The organism is Tistlia sp., from assembly GCF_040905785.1.
Taxonomy (GTDB): domain Bacteria; phylum Pseudomonadota; class Alphaproteobacteria; order Kiloniellales; family DSM-21159; genus Tistlia.
This window is the reverse complement of record NZ_JBBDQW010000081.1, coordinates 1-17,746: the sequence shown is the minus strand read 5'-3', so window position 1 is coordinate 17,746 and position 17,746 is coordinate 1. Positions and strand designations below refer to the sequence as shown.

General features: G+C 70.3%; 14 protein-coding genes, 3 tRNA genes and 1 pseudogene. 3 read left to right on the top strand and 15 right to left on the bottom strand.

Annotation, left to right across the window (positions count from 1 at the left end):
* From WD341_RS19105 to WD341_RS19085, 5 genes and pseudogenes are all read right to left on the bottom strand, one after another.
* A pseudogene (locus tag WD341_RS19105) lies at positions 1-162 on the bottom strand (NADH-quinone oxidoreductase subunit D); the annotation flags it as partial.
* Positions 162-854 (bottom strand): NADH-quinone oxidoreductase subunit C, encoded by a 693-nt coding sequence (locus WD341_RS19100; protein ID WP_368427085.1) that lies wholly within the window; start codon positions 852-854, stop codon positions 162-164. The pseudogene WD341_RS19105 and the gene WD341_RS19100, both read right to left, overlap by 1 nt.
* Positions 855-897: 43 nt before the next feature.
* Positions 898-1,458, bottom strand: coding sequence for an NADH-quinone oxidoreductase subunit B family protein (locus tag WD341_RS19095; RefSeq protein ID WP_368427084.1), 561 nt, complete (start codon positions 1,456-1,458; stop codon positions 898-900).
* Positions 1,449-1,814 carry an NADH-quinone oxidoreductase subunit A gene (locus WD341_RS19090; RefSeq protein WP_368427083.1) on the bottom strand — a complete coding sequence of 122 codons (366 nt, stop codon included), beginning with the start codon at positions 1,812-1,814 and terminating at the stop codon, positions 1,449-1,451. The genes WD341_RS19095 and WD341_RS19090 overlap by 10 nt, the downstream gene beginning before the upstream one ends.
* A gap of 291 nt (positions 1,815-2,105) precedes the next feature.
* Positions 2,106-2,182: transfer RNA gene (locus WD341_RS19085), tRNA-Asp, on the bottom strand.
* Between the two features lie 211 nt (positions 2,183-2,393).
* Here WD341_RS19085 and WD341_RS19080 point away from each other — a divergent pair.
* Positions 2,394-3,458 carry a glycosyltransferase gene (locus WD341_RS19080; RefSeq protein WP_368427082.1) on the top strand — a complete coding sequence of 355 codons (1,065 nt, stop codon included), beginning with the start codon at positions 2,394-2,396 and terminating at the stop codon, positions 3,456-3,458.
* On the opposite strand, the gene WD341_RS19075 is transcribed toward WD341_RS19080, so the two are convergent.
* A complete protein-coding gene (locus WD341_RS19075; RefSeq protein WP_368427081.1) occupies positions 3,439-4,317 on the bottom strand; it encodes an AEC family transporter in 879 nt (292 codons plus the stop codon). The two genes, WD341_RS19080 and WD341_RS19075, sit on opposite strands and share 20 nt — an antisense overlap.
* A 117-nt stretch (positions 4,318-4,434) precedes the next feature.
* On the opposite strand from WD341_RS19075, the gene WD341_RS19070 reads away from it, so the two are divergent.
* Both WD341_RS19070 and betC read left to right on the top strand, forming a co-directional pair.
* Positions 4,435-5,064: a flavin reductase family protein gene (locus WD341_RS19070; protein ID WP_368427080.1), complete on the top strand. Its 630-nt coding sequence runs from the start codon at positions 4,435-4,437 to the stop codon at positions 5,062-5,064.
* A gap of 23 nt (positions 5,065-5,087) precedes the next feature.
* Positions 5,088-6,596, top strand: coding sequence for a choline-sulfatase (gene betC, locus WD341_RS19065; protein ID WP_368427079.1), 1,509 nt, complete (start codon positions 5,088-5,090; stop codon positions 6,594-6,596).
* 17 nt (positions 6,597-6,613) lie between these two features.
* Here betC and WD341_RS19060 read toward each other — a convergent pair whose 3' ends face one another.
* The 9 genes from WD341_RS19060 to WD341_RS19020 form a co-directional block, all read right to left on the bottom strand.
* Entirely contained in the window at positions 6,614-7,558 is a 945-nt protein-coding gene (locus tag WD341_RS19060) for a 3-hydroxyacyl-CoA dehydrogenase NAD-binding domain-containing protein (protein ID WP_368427078.1), read from the bottom strand.
* A 122-nt stretch (positions 7,559-7,680) separates the two neighbouring features.
* Positions 7,681-7,756, bottom strand: a tRNA-Val gene (locus WD341_RS19055).
* A gap of 74 nt (positions 7,757-7,830) precedes the next feature.
* On the bottom strand, positions 7,831-8,103 hold the full coding sequence (locus WD341_RS19050) for an HU family DNA-binding protein (protein ID WP_368427077.1): 273 nt from the start codon (positions 8,101-8,103) through the stop codon (positions 7,831-7,833).
* 180 nt (positions 8,104-8,283) lie between these two features.
* The gene (gene lon, locus WD341_RS19045) at positions 8,284-10,695 is read right to left on the bottom strand and encodes an endopeptidase La (protein ID WP_368427076.1); all 2,412 of its coding nucleotides are present in this window, start codon (positions 10,693-10,695) and stop codon (positions 8,284-8,286) included.
* A gap of 193 nt (positions 10,696-10,888) precedes the next feature.
* Positions 10,889-12,157: an ATP-dependent Clp protease ATP-binding subunit ClpX gene (clpX, locus tag WD341_RS19040; RefSeq protein WP_368427075.1), complete on the bottom strand. Its 1,269-nt coding sequence runs from the start codon at positions 12,155-12,157 to the stop codon at positions 10,889-10,891.
* Positions 12,158-12,374: 217 nt separating this feature from the next.
* Positions 12,375-13,043 carry an ATP-dependent Clp protease proteolytic subunit gene (locus tag WD341_RS19035; protein ID WP_368427074.1) on the bottom strand — a complete coding sequence of 223 codons (669 nt, stop codon included), beginning with the start codon at positions 13,041-13,043 and terminating at the stop codon, positions 12,375-12,377.
* A 196-nt stretch (positions 13,044-13,239) separates the two neighbouring features.
* Complete coding sequence (gene tig, locus WD341_RS19030; RefSeq protein ID WP_368427073.1) at positions 13,240-14,748, bottom strand: trigger factor; 1,509 nt, start codon at positions 14,746-14,748, stop codon at positions 13,240-13,242.
* A gap of 144 nt (positions 14,749-14,892) precedes the next feature.
* Positions 14,893-14,978, bottom strand: a tRNA-Leu gene (locus WD341_RS19025).
* A 110-nt stretch (positions 14,979-15,088) separates the two neighbouring features.
* A complete protein-coding gene (locus WD341_RS19020; protein WP_368427072.1) occupies positions 15,089-17,518 on the bottom strand; it encodes a transketolase in 2,430 nt (809 codons plus the stop codon).
* Between the last annotated feature and the right edge of the window lie 228 nt (positions 17,519-17,746).

Sequence of the window (17,746 nt, the reverse complement as noted above, 5' to 3'; positions counted from 1 at the left end):
CTCGATCAGCTTCTCGGTGCCGCGGTGCAGCAGGCCGATGTGCGGGTCGGCGCGCTCGATGACCTCGCCGTCCATCTCCAGGACCAGGCGCAGCACCCCGTGGGCCGCGGGATGCTGCGGCCCGAAGTTCAGGGTCATCGGCTTGATCGTCTGCTCGGCCATCAGGCCTTCCCCTCCCCCATCGCCTTCGCGCCTGCCGCCTTCTCGCCCATCGCCCTCTCGCCGGTCGCCTTGGGTCCCGGCTGCTCGGCCTTCTCGTCGCCCGGCAGCTGCAGCATGCCCTCCCAGGGCGAGACGAAATCGAAGTTGCGGAACTCCTGGACCAGGTCCACGGGCTCGTAGACGACCCGCTTCTGGTCCTCGTCGTAGCGCACCTCGACGTAGCCGGTCAGCGGGAAGTCCTTGCGCAGCGGATGCCCCTCGAAGCCGTAGTCGGTGAGGATCCGGCGCAGGTCCGGGTGGTTCGAGAAGAACACGCCGTAGAGGTCCCAGACCTCGCGCTCGAACCAGTTCGAGGAGCTGAACACGCCCCAGCAGGAGGGCACCGGCGTCTCCTCGTCGGTGACCAGCTTCACCCGGAGCCGCAGGTTGTGCTTCAGCGAGAGCAGGTTGTAGACGACCTCGAAGCGCTCCGGCCGGCCGGGGTAGTCGACGCAGGTCACGTCGACCAGCTGCTTGAACAGGGTGTTGGGGTCGTCGCGCAGAAACACCAGCAGGTCGAGCAGGCGGTCGCGCCCGGTCCAGACGACCAGCTGGCCGACGATCGTCTCGACCCGGGTGATGTCCTGGGCGCGCGCCGCGGCGAGGTAGTCGCCGAGCTCAGCGAGCGCCGATTGGGGGTCGTAGGCAGCCATCACGTGTCTCCCGCGCGGTCTCCGCCGCGAGCCGGCCGCGCCCTCAGCGGGCGATGGCGGCGCCGCGCTTGATCTTCTTTTGCAGCTGCAGCACGCCGTAGAGCAGCGCCTCGGCGGTCGGCGGGCAGCCCGGCACGTAGATGTCGACCGGCACGATGCGGTCGCAGCCGCGCACCACCGAATAGGAATAGTGGTAGTAGCCGCCGCCGTTGGCACAGGAGCCCATCGAGATCACCCAGCGCGGCTCGGCCATCTGGTCGTAGACCTTACGCAGGGCCGGCGCCATCTTGTTGCACAGCGTGCCGGCGACGATCATCACGTCGGACTGCCGCGGGCTCGGCCGGAAGACGGCGCCGAAGCGGTCGAGGTCGTAGCGGCTGGCGGCGGTGTGCATCATCTCGACGGCGCAGCAGGCCAGGCCGAAGGTCATCGGCCACAGCGAGCCGCTCTGCGCCCAGGCCGCCAGCTTGTCGAGCTGGGCGACGACGAAGCCCTTGTCGGTCAGCTCGGTGGTGACCCCGCGCAGGACGGCGTCCTGCTGGACGCCGGGCACCAGCGGCAGGCCGCCCGGCGCTCCGCGTGTCTCGGCGGCGCTCACTCCCATTCCAGGGCTCCCTTCTTCCATTCGTAGACGAAGCCGATGGTCAACAGTCCCAGGAACACGATCATCGACCAGAACCCGAAGAGCCCGATCTCGCCCAGGCTGATCGCCCAGGGGAACAGGAAGGCGACCTCCAGGTCGAAGATGATGAACAGGATGGCGACCAGGTAGAAGCGCACGTCGAACTTGCCGCGCGCGCTGTCGAAGGCCTCGAAGCCGCACTCGTAGGCCGAGACCTTCTCGCTGTCCGGACGCTGGCGGGCGACCACGTAGGAGGCCACGACCATGGCCAGGGCCATGCCCACGGCGATGCCGATGAAGAGCAGGATCGGCAGGTACTCGGCGAGCAGCGCGTCCATCGAAGGTCCTCGGTCCCGGTCCACCCCGCGCCTCGCAGGCCGGTCGCGCGCTTGGCGCGACGCCCGCCAGGGGGAGGGCCCATCACTATCGCAGCGCACAACGCCGGATCAACCGGAACGTCCTCCGGCCCGGCCCCAGCGTCGCTGCCACCTATGCGCCGCAATATAGAGGGACCGCCGCCCGGTGCAATGCCCGAATGTCCCGAAAGGGCCGCCGAATCGGCAAGCCGAATCAACGGCTTGTCCGGCCGTCTTCAGACATGTGCGAATTCGCGCGGGAAAAATCGTCGGTGGCGGGAGTGACGGGACTCGAACCCGCGGCCTCCGGCGTGACAGGCCGGCGCTCTAACCGACTGAGCTACACCCCCAGACCAACGACCGGCAGGCAAGCGTGCCGCCGCCGAAGCGGAGGCGTCATGTACGCCAGCCCCCCGGCCCTGTCAAGCGCGCCCCTGGCGGATTCCGGGCCGGCCCCGTCGCCGGCGCCTCGCCCGCGCCGGCCCCCGCGCCCGCCGATGACAGGCGCCCGCTCCGGATGCTAGTCAGGGCGCCCGACCACCGGCCCGGCGGACAGCGCCCATGCGCCTGCTGCAGACCATGGCCGGCGCCGAGCACGGCGGCGCCGAGACCTTCTTCGTCAGCCTGGCCCTGGCCCTGCACCGGGCCGGCCTCGAGCAGCGACTCGCGATCCGGCGTAATCCCGGCCGCGCCGCCGCGCTCGCAGCCGGCGGCCTGGAGCCCGAGCAGCTGCGCTTCGGCGGGCCGCTCGACCTGGCGACGCGCTGGCGGCTGCGCCGCCTGGTCGCCGAGTGGCGCCCCGACGTCGTCCTGTCCTGGATGAGCCGCGCCTCCGCGATGATGCCGCCCGGCCCGCACCTCAAGCTCGCCCGCATCGGCGGCTACTACGATCCCAAGTACTTCAGGGGCTGCGACCACCTGCTGTGCATCACGCCGCAGCTGGTCGAGCGCTACGCCGGCCTCGGCTGGCCGCGCGAGCGGCTGCACTACATGCCGAACTTCTCGACCCTGGGCGACGAGCCGGCGCTGCCGCGCGCCGCGCTCGGCACGCCCGAGGACGCGCCGCTGCTGCTGTCGCTCGGGCGGCTGCACCCCGCCAAGGGCCTGGACACGCTGCTGCAGGCCCTCGCCCTGGAGCCGCGCGCCCACCTCTGGCTCGCCGGCGACGGCCCCAGCCGCGGCGCACTGGAGGCCCTGGCGGCCGAGCTGGGGGTCGCCGAGCGCGTGCGCTTCCTGGGCTGGCGGGCCGACAAGAGCGCGCTGCTGCGGGCCTGCGACCTCTGCGTCTTCCCCTCGCGCTCCGAGGCTTTCGGCACGGTCATCGCCGAGGCCTGGGCGCACCGCCGCCCCCTGGTCGCGGCGGCGGCGGACGGTCCCCGGGCCTTCGTCGAGGACGGCCGCACCGGCCTTCTGGTGCCAATCGACGACGCGGCGGCGCTGGCCGCGGCGATCGGCCGCCTCCTCGACGACCCCGGTCTCGCCGAGTCGCTCGCCGAGGCCGGCCACCGGCGCTACCTGGCGGAGTTCACCGAGGCCGCCTGCGTCGCCCGCTACAGGGCGCTGTTCGAGCGGCTGGGCGCCGGGCGGTCCGGAGGCGCCGGCGTGGCTAGAGGAACAGCCAGATGACCAGCGGCACGCTGGCCAGCGACAGCGCCGTCGAGACCACGACCAGGCCGGCGACCTCGTTGGCGCCGCGCCCGTAGCGCTCGGCGAAGAGGTAGTTGTAGACGGCCACCGGCATCGAGAACTGCAGCACCAGGACGCCGCGCTCGAGCGGCGGCAGGTCGAGCAGCGGCGCCCCCCCCCCCAGGGCGATGGCGGCGCCGCCGAGGATACGCAGCAGCGACAGGGCGAAGGCGACCGGCAGGCCGCCCGGCCGCAGGCGCGACAGCGAGACCCCGAGCGCGATCAGCATCAGCGGGATGGTCAGGCCGCCGAGCAGCTTGAAGCTGCGCGCGACCGGCTCGGGCAGCTGGACGTCGAGGAACAGCATCGCCAGGCCGAGCAGGACCGCGTAGTTCAGCGGCATGCGCAGCAGGCCCCAGGGCTCCAGCGTGCCGCGCGACAGGGCGGCGCCGAGCGTGAACTGCCCGGTGGCGATCATCGCGAAGACCACGATGGCCAGTGCCAGGCCCGGCTCGCCGAAGGCGAAGAGGCAGAGCGACAGCCCCATGTTGCCGGCGTTGGGAAACATCAGCGACGGCAGGAAGCTGCGGATCTCGAGCCCGGCGAGCCGCAGGACCGCCGCCCCGAGCAGCCCCATGGCGGCGAGGCAGAGCAGCATCGCCAGGACCATCGAGCCGAAGGCCGCCGGGCTCAGCCGGACCTCGTCGAAGGTGGCGAGCAGCAGGCAGGGCGTGCCGACGTACATCACCAGGGCGGTCACGCTCGCGACGTCGAAGGGCCGGTTCGTGCGCGCCCACAGGAAGCCGACCGCGACGGCGCCGAACACCGGGGTGACGATCGAGATCAGCTGAATCAGCAAGGGGGCGATCCTTCGGCGGGGTCGCTTTGCTAGCCACGGCGCGCCCGCCCTGGCAAGTGCCGGCGGCGCATGCCATACCCGCCGCTGCGGAAGCCGAACCGAGGGAAGCGAGGCGCGATGTTCTTCAAGGCGGGCGAACACAAGGCCGCAGGGTTGCCCTACAACCCCTTCAAGGCACTGGTCGTGCCGCGCCCGATCGGCTGGATCTCAACGCTGAACGAGGACGGCTCGGTCAACCTCGCGCCCTACTCCTTCTTCAACGCCCTGGCCGACCGGCCGCCGATCGTCTTCTTCTCGCCGAACGGCCGCAGCCGCGCCGCCGGCGTCAAGGACAGCCAGCGCAACGCCGAGGCGCAGCGCGAGTTCGTCTGCAGCCTGGCGACCTGGGACCTGCGCGACGCCATGAACGCCTCGGCCGAGGAGCTGCCGCCCGGCGTCAGCGAGCCCGAGAAGGCCGGCATCGAGATGGCCGCCTCGCGGCTGGTCGCGCCGCCGCGCGTCGCCGCCTCGCCCGTCGCCCTGGAATGCCGCTGGCTGCAGACCCTCGAGCTGCCCAGCTGGGATGCCGAGGGCGGCAACTTCACGGTGATCGGCGAGGTCGTCGGCTTCCACATCGCCGAGTCGGCCCTGACCCCCGAGGGGCTCGTCGACAGCGCGCGCCTGAAGCCGATCGCGCGGCTCGGCTACCGCGACTACGCCCTGACCGATTCCGCCTTCACCATGGCGCGTCCAGGCGAGACGGGCTGAAAACCCTCCGGGAGGCTGCCGCCATGAAAGCACCCAACATCCTGATCCTGATGGTCGACCAGCTGGCCGGGACCTTCTTCCCGGACGGCCCGGCCGGCTTCCTGAAGACACCGCACCTGGCGGCCCTGGCCGAGCGCTCGCTGCGCTTCGCCAACTGCTACACGGGCAGCCCGCTGTGCACGCCGGCGCGCGGCGCCTTCATGACCGGGTCCCTGCCCTCGCGCACCGGCATCTACGACAACGCCGCCGAGTTCGCCTCGGCGATCCCGACCTACGCGCACTACCTTCGCCGCGCCGGCTATCAGACCTGCCTGTCCGGCAAGATGCACTTCATCGGCGCCGACCAGCTGCACGGCTTCGAGCAGCGCCTGACCACCGACATCTACCCGGCCGACTTCGGCTGGACGCCGGACTACCGCAAGCCGGGGGAGCGCATCGACTGGTGGTACCACAACCTCGGCTCGGTGGTCGGCGCCGGCACCGCCGAGATCAGCAACCAGCTGGAGTTCGACGACGAGGTCGCCTACCAGGCCGAGCGCAAGCTCTACGACCTGGCGCGCGGCCAGGACCCGCGGCCCTGGTGCCTGACCGTCAGCTTCACCCATCCCCACGACCCCTACGTCGCGCGGCCCGAGTTCTGGGACCTCTACGCCGACTGCCCGGCGCTGGCGCCCAGGGTCGGGCCGCTTCCCTACGAGGCGCTCGACCCGCACAGCCGCCGGCTCTGGCAGGCCAACGACCAGGGCGCCCACACGGTGACGGAGGAAGACGTCGCGCGGGCGCGGCGCGCCTACTTCGCCAACGTCTCCTACCTGGACAGCCAGATCGGCCGGCTGCTCGGCGTGCTCGAGCGCTGCGGCCAGGCCGAGGACACGGCGGTCGTCTTCCTGTCCGACCACGGCGACATGCTCGGCGAGCGCGGGCTCTGGTACAAGATGAGCTTCTTCGAGGGCTCGGCGCGCATCCCCCTGACCATCGCCGCCCCCGGGCTGGCCCCGGGGCTGGTCGAGGCGCCGGTCTCGCAGCTCGACCTGCTGCCGACCCTGGCGGAGCTCGGCGGCGTGCCGGCCTCGGCGCTGCTGCCGATCGACGGCGAGAGCCTGCTCGGGCTCGCCGGCGGCGGCAAGCGCAGCGCCCCGGTGCTGATGGAGTACGCAGCCGAGGGCTCCTATGCGCCGCTCGTCTCGATCCGCGAGGGGCAGTGGAAGTTCAACGCCTGCCGGCTCGACCCGCCGCAGCTCTTCGACCTGGCCGCCGATCCCGACGAGTTGGACAACCTGGCGGCGCGCCCGGAGCAGGCCGACCGGGTCGCCGACTTCGCGCGGCGCGTCGCCGAGCGCTGGGACCTCGAGGCCTTCGACGCCGAGGTGCGCACCAGCCAGGCCCGCCGCTGGGTCGCCTACGAGGCGCTGCGCCAGGGCCGCTACACCGCCTGGGACTTCCAGCCCGGGCTCGACGCCGCGGAGCGCTACATGCGCAATCACATGGACCTGAACGTGCTGGAGGAAGCCCAGCGGGTGACCCGCAGCTGAGGCTTGGCGGCGACCCTTCAGGCCTCGCGCAGGGCCTTGATGACGGCGATCAGCTTGCGGTCGCGCTCGGCGATCAGCTCGGTGGGGCCGCGCCCCGCCGCCTCGGCCTCGCAGCCCTCGACGATGCCGTCGCGCAGCGCGCCCTCGACCGCCGGCGGCACCAGGCGGGTCCAGGCCGGGTCCATCGAGCCCGGCGGCCAGTGGTTGAGCATGTGGCCCATGCCGCCCTCGCCGCCGGCCAGGTGGAAGGTCAGGAAGGGCCCCATGAAGGCCCAGCGCAGGCCGGGCCCGGCGGTCACGGCGAGATCGATCTCCTCGACCGTCGCCTCGCCGGCCGCGACCATGTGCAGGGCCTCGTACCAGAGCGCCTCCTGCAGGCGGTTGGCGATGAAGCCGGGCACCTCGCGGCTCATCCGCACCGCGGTCTTGCCGGCGGCCTCGTAGAAGGCCGTCGCCCAGTCGACGGCGTCGGGCGCGGTCCGCGCGCCGCCGACGACCTCGACCAACGGCACCAGGTAGGGCGGGTTGAAGGGATGGCCGACGACCAGGCGCTCGGGCCGGGCCGCTTTGACCTGCATCTCGGTCATGCCGAAGCCCGAGGTCGAGGAGGCGATCACCGCCTCGGGCATGGCCGCCGCGTCGATCTCGGCCAGCAGGTCGATCTTGAGGGGCAGGCGGTCGGGCGCGCTCTCCTGGACGAAGGCGGCGCCCTCGACGGCCCGGGCCAGCGTCGGCTCGAAGACCAGGCGGTCGCGGCTGGCGCCGACGGCGAGCCCGAGTTGCTCGAGGGCCGGCCAGGCGGCCTCGACCAGGCGGTTCATCCGCGCCTCGCCGTCCGGCGCCGGGTCCCAGGCGCTGACCCGGTAGCCGCGCGCCAGGAAGTGCGCCACCCAGCCGCTGCCGATGACGCCCGCGCCGATGCAGCAGATCCGCTCGACGGCGCCCGGTTCGACCCGCGTCATGCTTCCCCCTTGCTGGAGACCCCGGCGCGCTGCCCGCCCGGGACTCTCCGATCCAAACGAATGAAATCAGCAGCTTCTGCGCGCGGCCTCAAGAATCCTGCGAGCTGAGGGCGCGGGCGGGCTGGTGGGCGGTGAGAGACTCGAACTCCCGACATCCTCGGTGTAAACGAGGCGCTCTACCGACTGAGCTAACCGCCCGCACAAAAAGAAACGGCCGGCCGTCCCAAGGTTCCCCCCGGACGGCCGGCCGCTGTCTCGGACGCTGCGGTCGATTAGTTGACCGCGTCCTTCAGGCCCTTGCCGGCCTTGAACTTCGGCTGCTTGGAGGCAGCGATCTTGATCTTCTCGCCCGTCCGGGGGTTGCGGCCCTCGGAGGCAGCGCGGGTCGCGACGGCGAAGGTGCCGAAGCCGACCAACCGGACCTCATCGCCCTTCGAGAGCGCCGAGGAGATAGCGTCGAAAACGGCGTCTACCGCCTTGGCCGCATCGGCCTTTGAGAGATCGGCGCTATCGGAAACCGTGGCCACGAGATCGTTCTTGTTCACCGTTGAACCCCCCTTCTCTGTAGGGAAATCGTTGTCTTAGGAACATTCCTGCGAAAGAGGCTTGGAGTGTAAGCGCGCGTTTTGAGTCCCGTCAATGTGCAAAGCCGCACTTTTCAAGGGATTCGAGGGGCCCGAAGGCCCCTCGAATGCATCTCGAATTGCATGCGTAGCAACATCCGATCAGTGCGTGAGCACCTCGGGCCTGCCGCTCTGGTTGTCCTTGGAGATGGGCTCCACGGGTGCCTCTTCCGGCTCCGTCCACTCGATCGGGGTCGGCATCTCGGTCAGGGCATGCTTCAGCACGTCGTCGACCGTGCGGCAGGGGATGATGGTCAGGCCCTTCTTGACGTTGTCGGGCACGTCGGCCAGGTCCTTCTCGTTCTCCTCCGGGATCAGCACCGTCTTGATGTTGCCCCTGAGCGCCGCCAGCAGCTTCTCCTTCAGGCCGCCGATCGGCAGCACCCGGCCGCGCAGGGTGACCTCGCCGGTCATCGCGACGTCCGCGCGCACCGGAATGCCCGAGAGCGTCGAGACGATGGCCGTCACCATGGAAACGCCGGCCGAGGGGCCGTCCTTGGGCGTCGCCCCCTCGGGCACGTGGACGTGGATGTCCTTGCGCTCGAAGATCGTCGGCTTGATGCCGAACTCGACGGCCCGGCTCTTGACGTAGGACTCGGCCGCCTGGATCGACTCCTTCATGACGTCGCCGAGCTTGCCGGTGGCGACGACCTTGCCCTTGCCGCGCACGGTCACCGCCTCGATGGTCAGCAGCTCGCCGCCGACCTCGGTCCAGGCGAGACCGGTCGAGACGCCGACCATCGGCTCCTGCTCCGCCTCGCCGTAGCGATAGCGGCGCACGCCGGCCAGCTTCTCGAGGTTGCGGCGGGTCAGGTGGACCTTCTCGGCCTTGCCCATGCCGATTTCCTTGACCGCCTTGCGCAGCAGCCCGGCCAGCTCGCGCTCCAGGTTCCGCACCCCGGCCTCGCGGGTGTAGTAGCGGATCACGTCGCGCAGCGCGTCGTCGGAGATCGACCACTCGCCCTTCTTCATGCCGTGCTCCTTGACCTGCTTGGGCAGCAGGTGGCGCTTGGCGATCTCGACCTTCTCGTCCTCGGTGTAGCCGGGGATGCGGATCGTCTCCATGCGGTCGAGCAGCGGCTGCGGCATGCGCAGCGTGTTCGCCGTGGTGATGAACATCACGTCCGACAGGTCGTAGTCGACCTCGAGGTAGTGGTCGTTGAAGGAGTTGTTCTGCTCCGGGTCGAGCACCTCGAGCAGCGCCGAGGAGGGGTCGCCGCGCCAGTCGGCGCCGAGCTTGTCGATCTCGTCGAGCAGGAACAGCGGGTTGGAGGACTTGGCCTTCTTCATGCCCTGCACGACCTTGCCCGGCATCGAGCCGATGTAGGTCCGGCGATGGCCGCGCACCTCGGCCTCGTCGCGCACGCCGCCCAGGCTCATGCGCACGAAGTTGCGCCCGGTCGACTTGGCGATCGACTTGCCGAGCGAGGTCTTGCCGACGCCCGGCGGGCCGACCAGGCAGAGGATCGGCCCCTTGACCTTGCGCATCCGCTGCTGGACCGCGAGGTACTCCAGAATCCGCTCCTTGACCTTCTCCAGGCCGTAGTGGTCGGCGTCGAGGGTCTTCTCGGCCAGCGTCAGGTCGATGCGCGCGCGGGTCCGCTTCTTCCAGGGGATCGACAGCAGCCAGTCGAGGTAGTTGCGCACGACCGTCGCCTCGGCCGACATCGGGCTCATCGAGCGCAGCTTCTTGACCTCGGCGGTGGCCTTCTCGCGGGCCTCCTTGGACAGCTTGGTCTTGCGGATCTTCTCCTCGATCTCGGCGACCTCGTCGCGGCCGTCCTCGGTTTCGCCCAGCTCCTTCTGGATCGCCTTGAGCTGCTCGTTGAGATAGTACTCCCGCTGGGTCTTCTCCATCTGGCGCTTCACGCGGTTGCGGATGCGCTTCTCGACCTGCAGGACGCCGATCTCGCCCTCCATGAAGCCGTAGACCTTCTCGAGGCGCTCGGGCACCGAGACGGTCTCCAGCAGCTCCTGCTTCTCGGGGATCTTCAGCGAGAGGTGCGAGGCGACGGTGTCCGACAGCTTGCTGGGCTCCTCGATCTGGTTGATCGAGACCAGCACCTCGGGCGGGATCTTCTTGTTGAGCTTGATGTACTGCTCGAACTGCGAGACGACCGTGCGCGCGAGCGCCTCGATCTCGGCCTCTTCGGTGCCGGTGTCCTCGGCCAGCTCGGCGTAGGCCTCGAAGAACTCCGTGTTGTCGCTGAACTTCTGGATGCGCGCGCGCTGGCCGCCCTCGACCAGCACCTTGACGGTGCCGTCGGGCAGCTTGAGCAGCTGCAGCACGGTGCCGACGGTCCCCACGGCATAGATGTCGCCCGACTGGGGATCGTCCTGCGCGGCGTTCTTCTGGGTCACCAGAAGGATCTGCTTGTCGTCCTTCATGACGTCCTCGAGGGCGCGAACCGACTTCTCGCGGCCGACGAACAGCGGCACGATCATGTGGGGAAAGACGACAATGTCCCGCAACGGCAGGACGGGGAAGAGGTTGCCTTGGGGGAGATCGAGCATGTGTCCTCTTTCGGGTTGTCCGCACCCCTGGAATAGGCGGCGCCGGCGCGCCACGGTCCGCGCAGAGCGGCCCCGTGGCCTGGCCTCCTAACTTGGCCGCTGGGAGCGGTCGTTCAAGTCCGGGTGCCGGGGCGGCCTGCGGCCGGGCCGGCTTTCCCGGAGGATGTCTCGCGCCTGTGCCGCCGGGGGCGCGTCAGGCGCTGGTGCCGCCGACGTCGCCGCGGCGGTCGGAGTAGATGAACAGCGGCTTGCCCCGCCCATCGACCACGTCGCGGTTGATGACGATCTCCTCGACGCCGTCGAGGCCCGGCAGGTCGAACATCGGCTCGAGCAGGATGCCCTCCATGATCGAGCGCAGCCCGCGCGCACCGGTCTTGCGCTTGATCGCCTTCTCGGCGATGCCCTTGAGCGCGTCCTCGGTCAGCTCGAGGCTGATGTCTTCCATCTCGAAGAGCCGCTGGTACTGCTTGACCAAAGCGTTCTTCGGCTTGGTCAGGATCTCGATCAGCGCCGCGTTGTCGAGGTCCTCGAGGGTCGCGACCACCGGCAGGCGGCCGACAAACTCGGGAATCAGGCCGAACTTCAGCAGGTCCTCCGGCTCGACCTCGCGCAGGATCTCGCCGGTCAGGCGCTCCTCGGGGCCGCGCACGTCGGCGCCGAAGCCGATCGCGGAGCCCTTGCCGCGGTGGGCGATGATCCGCTCCAGGCCGGCGAAGGCGCCGCCGCAGATGAACAGGATGTTGGTCGTGTCGACCTGCAGGAACTCCTGCTGCGGGTGCTTGCGCCCGCCCTGGGGCGGCACCGAGGCGACGGTGCCTTCCATGATCTTGAGCAGCGCCTGCTGGACGCCCTCGCCCGAGACGTCGCGGGTGATCGAGGGGTTGTCCGACTTGCGGCTGATCTTGTCGACCTCGTCGATGTAGACGATGCCGCGCTGGGCGCGCTCGACGTTGTAGTCGGCCGACTGCAGCAGCTTCAGAATGATGTTCTCGACGTCCTCGCCGACGTAGCCGGCCTCGGTCAGGGTCGTCGCGTCGGCCATGGTGAAGGGCACGTCGAGAATCCGCGCCAGAGTCTGGGCGAGCAGCGTCTTGCCGCAGCCGGTCGGCCCGATCAGCAGGATGTTCGACTTCGCCAGCTCGACATCGTTGTGCTTGGCGCCGTGGGCCAGTCTTTTGTAATGGTTGTGCACGGCCACGGACAGCACGCGCTTCGCGTGGGTCTGGCCGATCACGTAATCGTCGAGCACGTTGCAGATGTCGCGGGGCGTCGGCACGCCGTCGCGCGACTTCACCAGCGTCGTCTTGTGCTCTTCGCGGATGATATCCATGCAGAGCTCGACGCATTCATCGCAGATGAACACCGTCGGCCCCGCGATGAGCTTACGCACCTCGTGCTGGCTCTTGCCGCAGAAGGAGCAGTACAGCGTGTTCTTGGAGTCGCTGCCGCCGGGTTTCGTCATGACCGTCCGTCTCGCACCCTGAGTCGCGCCGTCATGTTAGACAGGCGTCGCCGTGCCACACAACGGCAAAAAATCCCGCCTGCGCTGCGCCCGATCGGCCCACCGCAGGATCGAAAGTCTCGCCTGACAACCTTCAAGAAAGGCTTAAATGGTCCCGTGAGGCCGCCGAGGCAACAGGCGGCGGCCCCGGAGGAGCCCTGCGTTCGTCGCGCGGCGGTCAGGATGGCGTCTTGGCCCCCTCGCCGCCCTTGTCTGCCTCGTCCGAGGGCGCGCCGAGCCCGGCCGGCCGCTTGGCGACGACCTCGTCGATCAGGCCGAAGTCGCGCGCCTCGTCCGGGCTCATGTAGCGGTCGCGCTCCATGATGCCCTCGACCTCGGCGATGGTCCGGCCGGAATGCTCGGCGTAGAGCTCGTTGAGCCGCGCGCGCACCGCCAGGATCTCGCGGGCGTGGATCTCGATGTCGGTCGCCTGGCCCTGGAACCCGCCCGAGGGCTGGTGCGTCATGACCCGGGCGTTGGGCAGCGCGTAGCGTTTACCCTTTGCGCCGGCCATCAGCAGCAGCGAGCCGGCCGAGGCGGCGATGCCGACGCAGACCGTCGAGACGTCGGGCTTGACGTACTGCATGGTGTCGTAGACCGCGAGGCCGGCCGAGACCGAACCGCCGGGCGAGTTGATGTAGAAGGCGATGTCCTTGTTCGGATTGTCCGATTCCAGGAACAGCAGCTGCGCGCAGATCAGGCTGGCGACCTGGTCGTTGATCGCGCCGGTCAGGAAGATGATCCGTTCCTTCAGCAGCCGGGAAAAGATGTCGTAGGCGCGCTCGCCGCGGTTGGTCTGCTCGACCACCATCGGCACGAGCGCGTTCATCGTGATGTCGTGGCTCATGCTCGCCCTTGTCTGCCCCGTTTTGGTGCGGGCCGGCAGGTCGCCGCCCGGTCGTTCGCTGGCCGGTCCGGACGCCGTCCGGCCCGGTCGTTCGCTGGCCGGTCCGGACGCCGTCCGGCCCGGTCGTTCGCTGGCCGGTCCGGACGCCGTCCGGACCGGATCCCTCTGCCTTAGCTAGGCCCTCGGGCGAGTCCCCTCAAGCCTCCTCGGAGGCGGCGCCCTCTCCGGCCGCCGGCTTCGCCTTGGCCTTGGACTTGGAAGCGGCCTTCGCGGCCGGCTTCGCGTCGCCCTCGGCGGCGGCCTTCGCGGGCGCCTTCTTGGCTTTGCCTTTGGCCTTGCCCTTCGCCTCGTCGCTCCCCGAGTCCGCCGTCTCGCCGGCGGCCTCGGCCTCGAGCTCCTTCTGCAGCTCGTCCGGCGTCAGCTTGCGCTCCTCGACCTTGGCCAGCGCCAGGATGAAGTCGACGGTTTTGTCCTCGAACACCGGGCCGCGCAGGTTGCCGATCGCCTCGGGGTTCTTCTGGAAGAACTCGATGACCTCGCGCTCGCGCCCGGGATAGCGCTGGGCTTCCTGGAACAGCGCCTTGTTGAGCTCGTCCTGCGAGACCTCGATGCCGTTCTTCTGGCCGACGTCGGAGAGCAGCAGGCCGAGGCGCACGCGCCGCTCGGCGATCGCCCGGTACTCCTGCTTCAGGGTCTCCTCGTCCTTGCCCTCGTCGTCGGGATCGCTGCGGCCGCCCTCGCGGTCGGCCTCGATCTGGCGCCAGATCGCCTCGAACTCCTGCTCGACCATGCCCGGGGGCACCTCGAAGTCGTGGTGCTCGGCCAGCTTGTCGAGCAGCTCGCGCTTGACCTTGGCGCGCGACAGGTTCTGGAACTCCTGGCCGAGCTGCTCGGAGACCTTGGCGCGCAGGTCCTCGAGGCTCTCGGCGCCGAAGGTCTTCGCCATCTCGTCGTCGATCGGCGTCGCCTCGGTCTCCAGGATGTCCTTCACCGTGACCTCGAAGACCGCCTCCTTGTTCGAGAGCTGGTCGTTGGCGTAGCCCTCGGGGAAGGTCACGGTGACGGTGCGCTGCTCGCCCTTGGCGGCACCGGTCAGCTGGCCCTCGAAGCCGGCGATGAACTGGTTCGAGCCGAGCTCCAGGTGGTGGTCCTCGCCCTCCATGCCCGGGAAGGCCTCGCCGCCGACCGTGCCCTTGAAGTCGATGACCAGGACGTCGCCGTGCGCCGCCGGCCGCTCGGCCTCGAGCGGCTTGGTCGTGCGCTGGTTCTGGGCCAGGCGCTCCAGCGCCTTGTCGACCTCGTCGCCGGGGACCTCGACGACGACGCGCTCGAGCTCGAGCGTCGAGAAGTCCATCGGCGCGATCTCGGGCAGCAGCTCGACCTTGAGCTTGTACTCCAGGTCCTCGCCCTTCTCGAACTTCGTGACCTCGACCTGCGGCTGCATCGCCGGCGTCAGGCCGCGCTCGGCGATCGCCTGCTGCGTGGCGTCGTTGACCGCCTGCTGCAGGATCTCGCCCAGGACGGCGTCGCCGTAGCGCTGCTTGAGCACGCTGGTCGGCACCTTGCCCGGCCGGAAGCCGGGGATCTGCGCCGTCTTGGCGACCTCGGCGAGCCGCGCCTGGACCTTGTCCTCGATCTCGGCGGCGGCCAGGGTCACGGTGTATTCGCGCTTCAGGCCCTCGTTGAGGGTCTCGTTAACCTGCATGGGGACACTAGCCCTTTCGTCTCTCGGCTGCAGTCAGGGGCGGCGCTCGCTCCGGCCTCGCAGGTCGCGGCGCCCGCCGGAGGGCCGCCCGCGCGCCGCTCCGCCTGCCCGTCTCCCGGAGGGTCGGCTCCGGACCGGGTGCCGTGGTGCGGGCGGAGGGACTTGAACCCCCACGACACGAGGTCACAGGAACCTAAATCCTGCGCGTCTACCAATTCCGCCACGCCCGCCCGCGGCGAACCCCGGGCGGCAGGCCGATGCCTCCCCACCCGGTGCGAGCCGCGGTCTATAGCATAGGAAATCGGGCCGTCAAAGACGACCGGACAGCGATCGGCACGGCTCAGCGCCGGCGCGCGAGCAGCCCCGCGGCGCAGGCGTCGAGGATGGCGTCGGCGTCGATCCGGTAGTGGCGGTGCAGGTCGGGCACGTCGCCGGACTGGCCGAAGTGCTCGACGCCGAGCGCCTGGACCCGGTGGCCCTGCACGCTGCCCAGCCAGCCGAGGGTCGTCGGATGGCCATCGAGCACCGTGACCAGCGCGGCGTCGCGGGCGAGCGGCGCGAGCAGCTGCTCGACGTGGCTCTCGGCCCGCGGGTGGCCCTGCTGGCGGGCCTGCAGCGCCGCCGACCACTCGGCGTTGAGCCGGTCGGCCGAGGTGACCGCGAGCAGGCCCGCGCCGGGCAGCTCCTCGGCCAGCTGCTCCCAGGCGGCCAGCGCCTGCCCGGCGACGGCGCCGCTGTAGACGATGGCCAGCTCGGCGCCCTCGGCCGGCTGCTTCAGCCAGTAGCCACCGGTGATGATGCGCGCCCGCTCCGCCGCCCCGAGGCGCCGCTGCGGCTGCGCCAGGGACAGCGTCGAGAGTCGCAGGTAGACCGAGCCGCCCTTGGCGTCGCGCAGCCAGTCGGTGCCGGGCAGCGCGTCATGGCCGGGGTGCGACTCGTCGCGCTGCAGGTAGTCGAAGGCCCAGCGCAGGATCGTCGCCAGCTCGTCGACGTAGGCCGGCTCGAAGGAGGCGAGGCCGTCCTGGGCCATGCCGATCAGCGGCGTCGCGACCGACTGGTGGGCGCCGCCCTCGGGCGCCAGCGTGATGCCCGCCGGCGTGCCGACGACGATGAAGCGGGCGTCCTGGTAGCAGGCGTAGTTCAGGGCATCGAGGCCGCGCTGCACGAAGGGGTCGTAGAGCGTGCCGATCGGCAGCAGCCGGGTGCCGAACAGGGAGTGGCTGAGGCCGAGCGCCGCCAGCAGCGTAAAGAGGTTGTTCTCGGCGATGCCGAGCTCGATGTGCTGGCCCTCGGGCGACATCGACCAGCGCTGCGCCGAGACCACCTTCTCGGCGCGGAAGACGTCCTCGCGCGGGTGGCGGTCGAAGATGCCGCGCCGGTTGACCCAGCCGCCGAGATTGGTCGAGACCGTGACGTCCGGCGAGGTCGTCACCAGGCGCTCGGCCAGCGGCGTGTCCTCCCGCGCCAGCTCGGCCAGGATCTTGCCGAAGCCCTCCTGGGTCGACATCGAGGCACCGGTCGGCTCCGGGAAGGCCTCGGGCAGCGGCACGGGCTCGGCCCGGTAGCGGCGGCGGCCCTCGGCGTTGAAGGGTACCCGGTCGAGGAAGGCGCGCAGCTCCTCCTCCGGCAGGTCGAGCCCGGCGAAGGGCGCCCACTCCTCGCCGTCGCCGATCCGGTTGCGGCGGCGGAACTCGGCCATCTGCTCGACATTCATCAGGCCGGCGTGGTTGTCCTTGTGGCCGGCGAAGGGCAGGCCGAAGCCCTTGATGGTGTAGGCGATGAAGCAGGTCGGCCGATCGTCGCGGATCGAGCCGAAGGCCTCCAGCACCGCCTCCAGGTCGTGCCCGGCGAGATTGGTCATCAACGCCTCGAGCGCCTCGTCGTCGAGGCGCTCGAGCAGGTCGCGGATGCCGGGCTCCTCGCCGAGATCGGCCAGCAGGTGCCGGCGCCAGGCGGCGGCGCCCGAGAAGACCAGCGCCGAGTAGAGCGAGTTCGGGCAGTCGTCGATCCAGCGGCGCAGCGCCTCACCGCCCGGCTCGGCGAAGGCGGCCTGCAGCTTCTTGCCGTACTTCAGCGCGACGACGCGCCAGCCCATGCTGTCGAACAGCTTGTCGATCTGGCCGAACAGGCGGTCGGTGACCACCGAGTCCAGGCTCTGGCGGTTGTAGTCGATGACCCACCAGACGTTCCGCACGTCGTGCTTCCAGCCCTCGAGCAGCGCCTCGTAGACGTTGCCCTCGTCGAGCTCGGCGTCGCCGACCAGGGCGACCATGCGGCCCGTCCGCCGGCCCTCGGGCAGCAGCCCCTTCAGGTCGACGTAGTCCTGGACCAGGCTGGCGAAGGAAGTCATCGCGACGCCGAGGCCGACCGAGCCGGTCGAGAAGTCGACGTCGTCGGCGTCCTTGGTGCGCGAGGGATAGGACTGCGCGCCGCCGAAGCCGCGGAAGGCCTCGAGGTTCTCGCGCGTCTGGTTGCCCAGCAGGTACTGGATGGCGTGGAACACCGGACTGGCGTGGGGCTTCACCGCGACCCGGTCCTCGGGGCGCAGGACGTCGAAGTAGAGCGCCGTCATCAGCGTCGCCAGCGAGGCCGAGGAGGCCTGGTGGCCGCCGACCTTGAGGCCGTCGCGGCTCGCCCGCAGGTGGTTGGCGTTGTGGATCGTCCAGCTCGACAGCCACAGCACCTTGCGCTGCAGCGCCTCGAGGCGGCGCAGCCGCTGTGCCGCCGTCGCCTCGCTGCCCTCGGACCGCTCCGCCGTCGCGCTGCTCATCCGGCCGTTCTCCCGTCGCCTGTCGGACCTGCGGCCCTATATAGGCGCGCGCGGCCCGGCCGCGCAAAGGGGCGATGGCCTCGGACGGCGCAAGGCCGCTGCCCGCTCGGCGGAGGGCTGGACGGCGGTCACGGCCGCGCGACGGGCTCCGGCCCGCCCGCTCAAGCCCTGGGCGTCCGGGAAGACGAGTCAGTGCGACCCCGTCATCCCGGACGCTAGGCGAGCCCC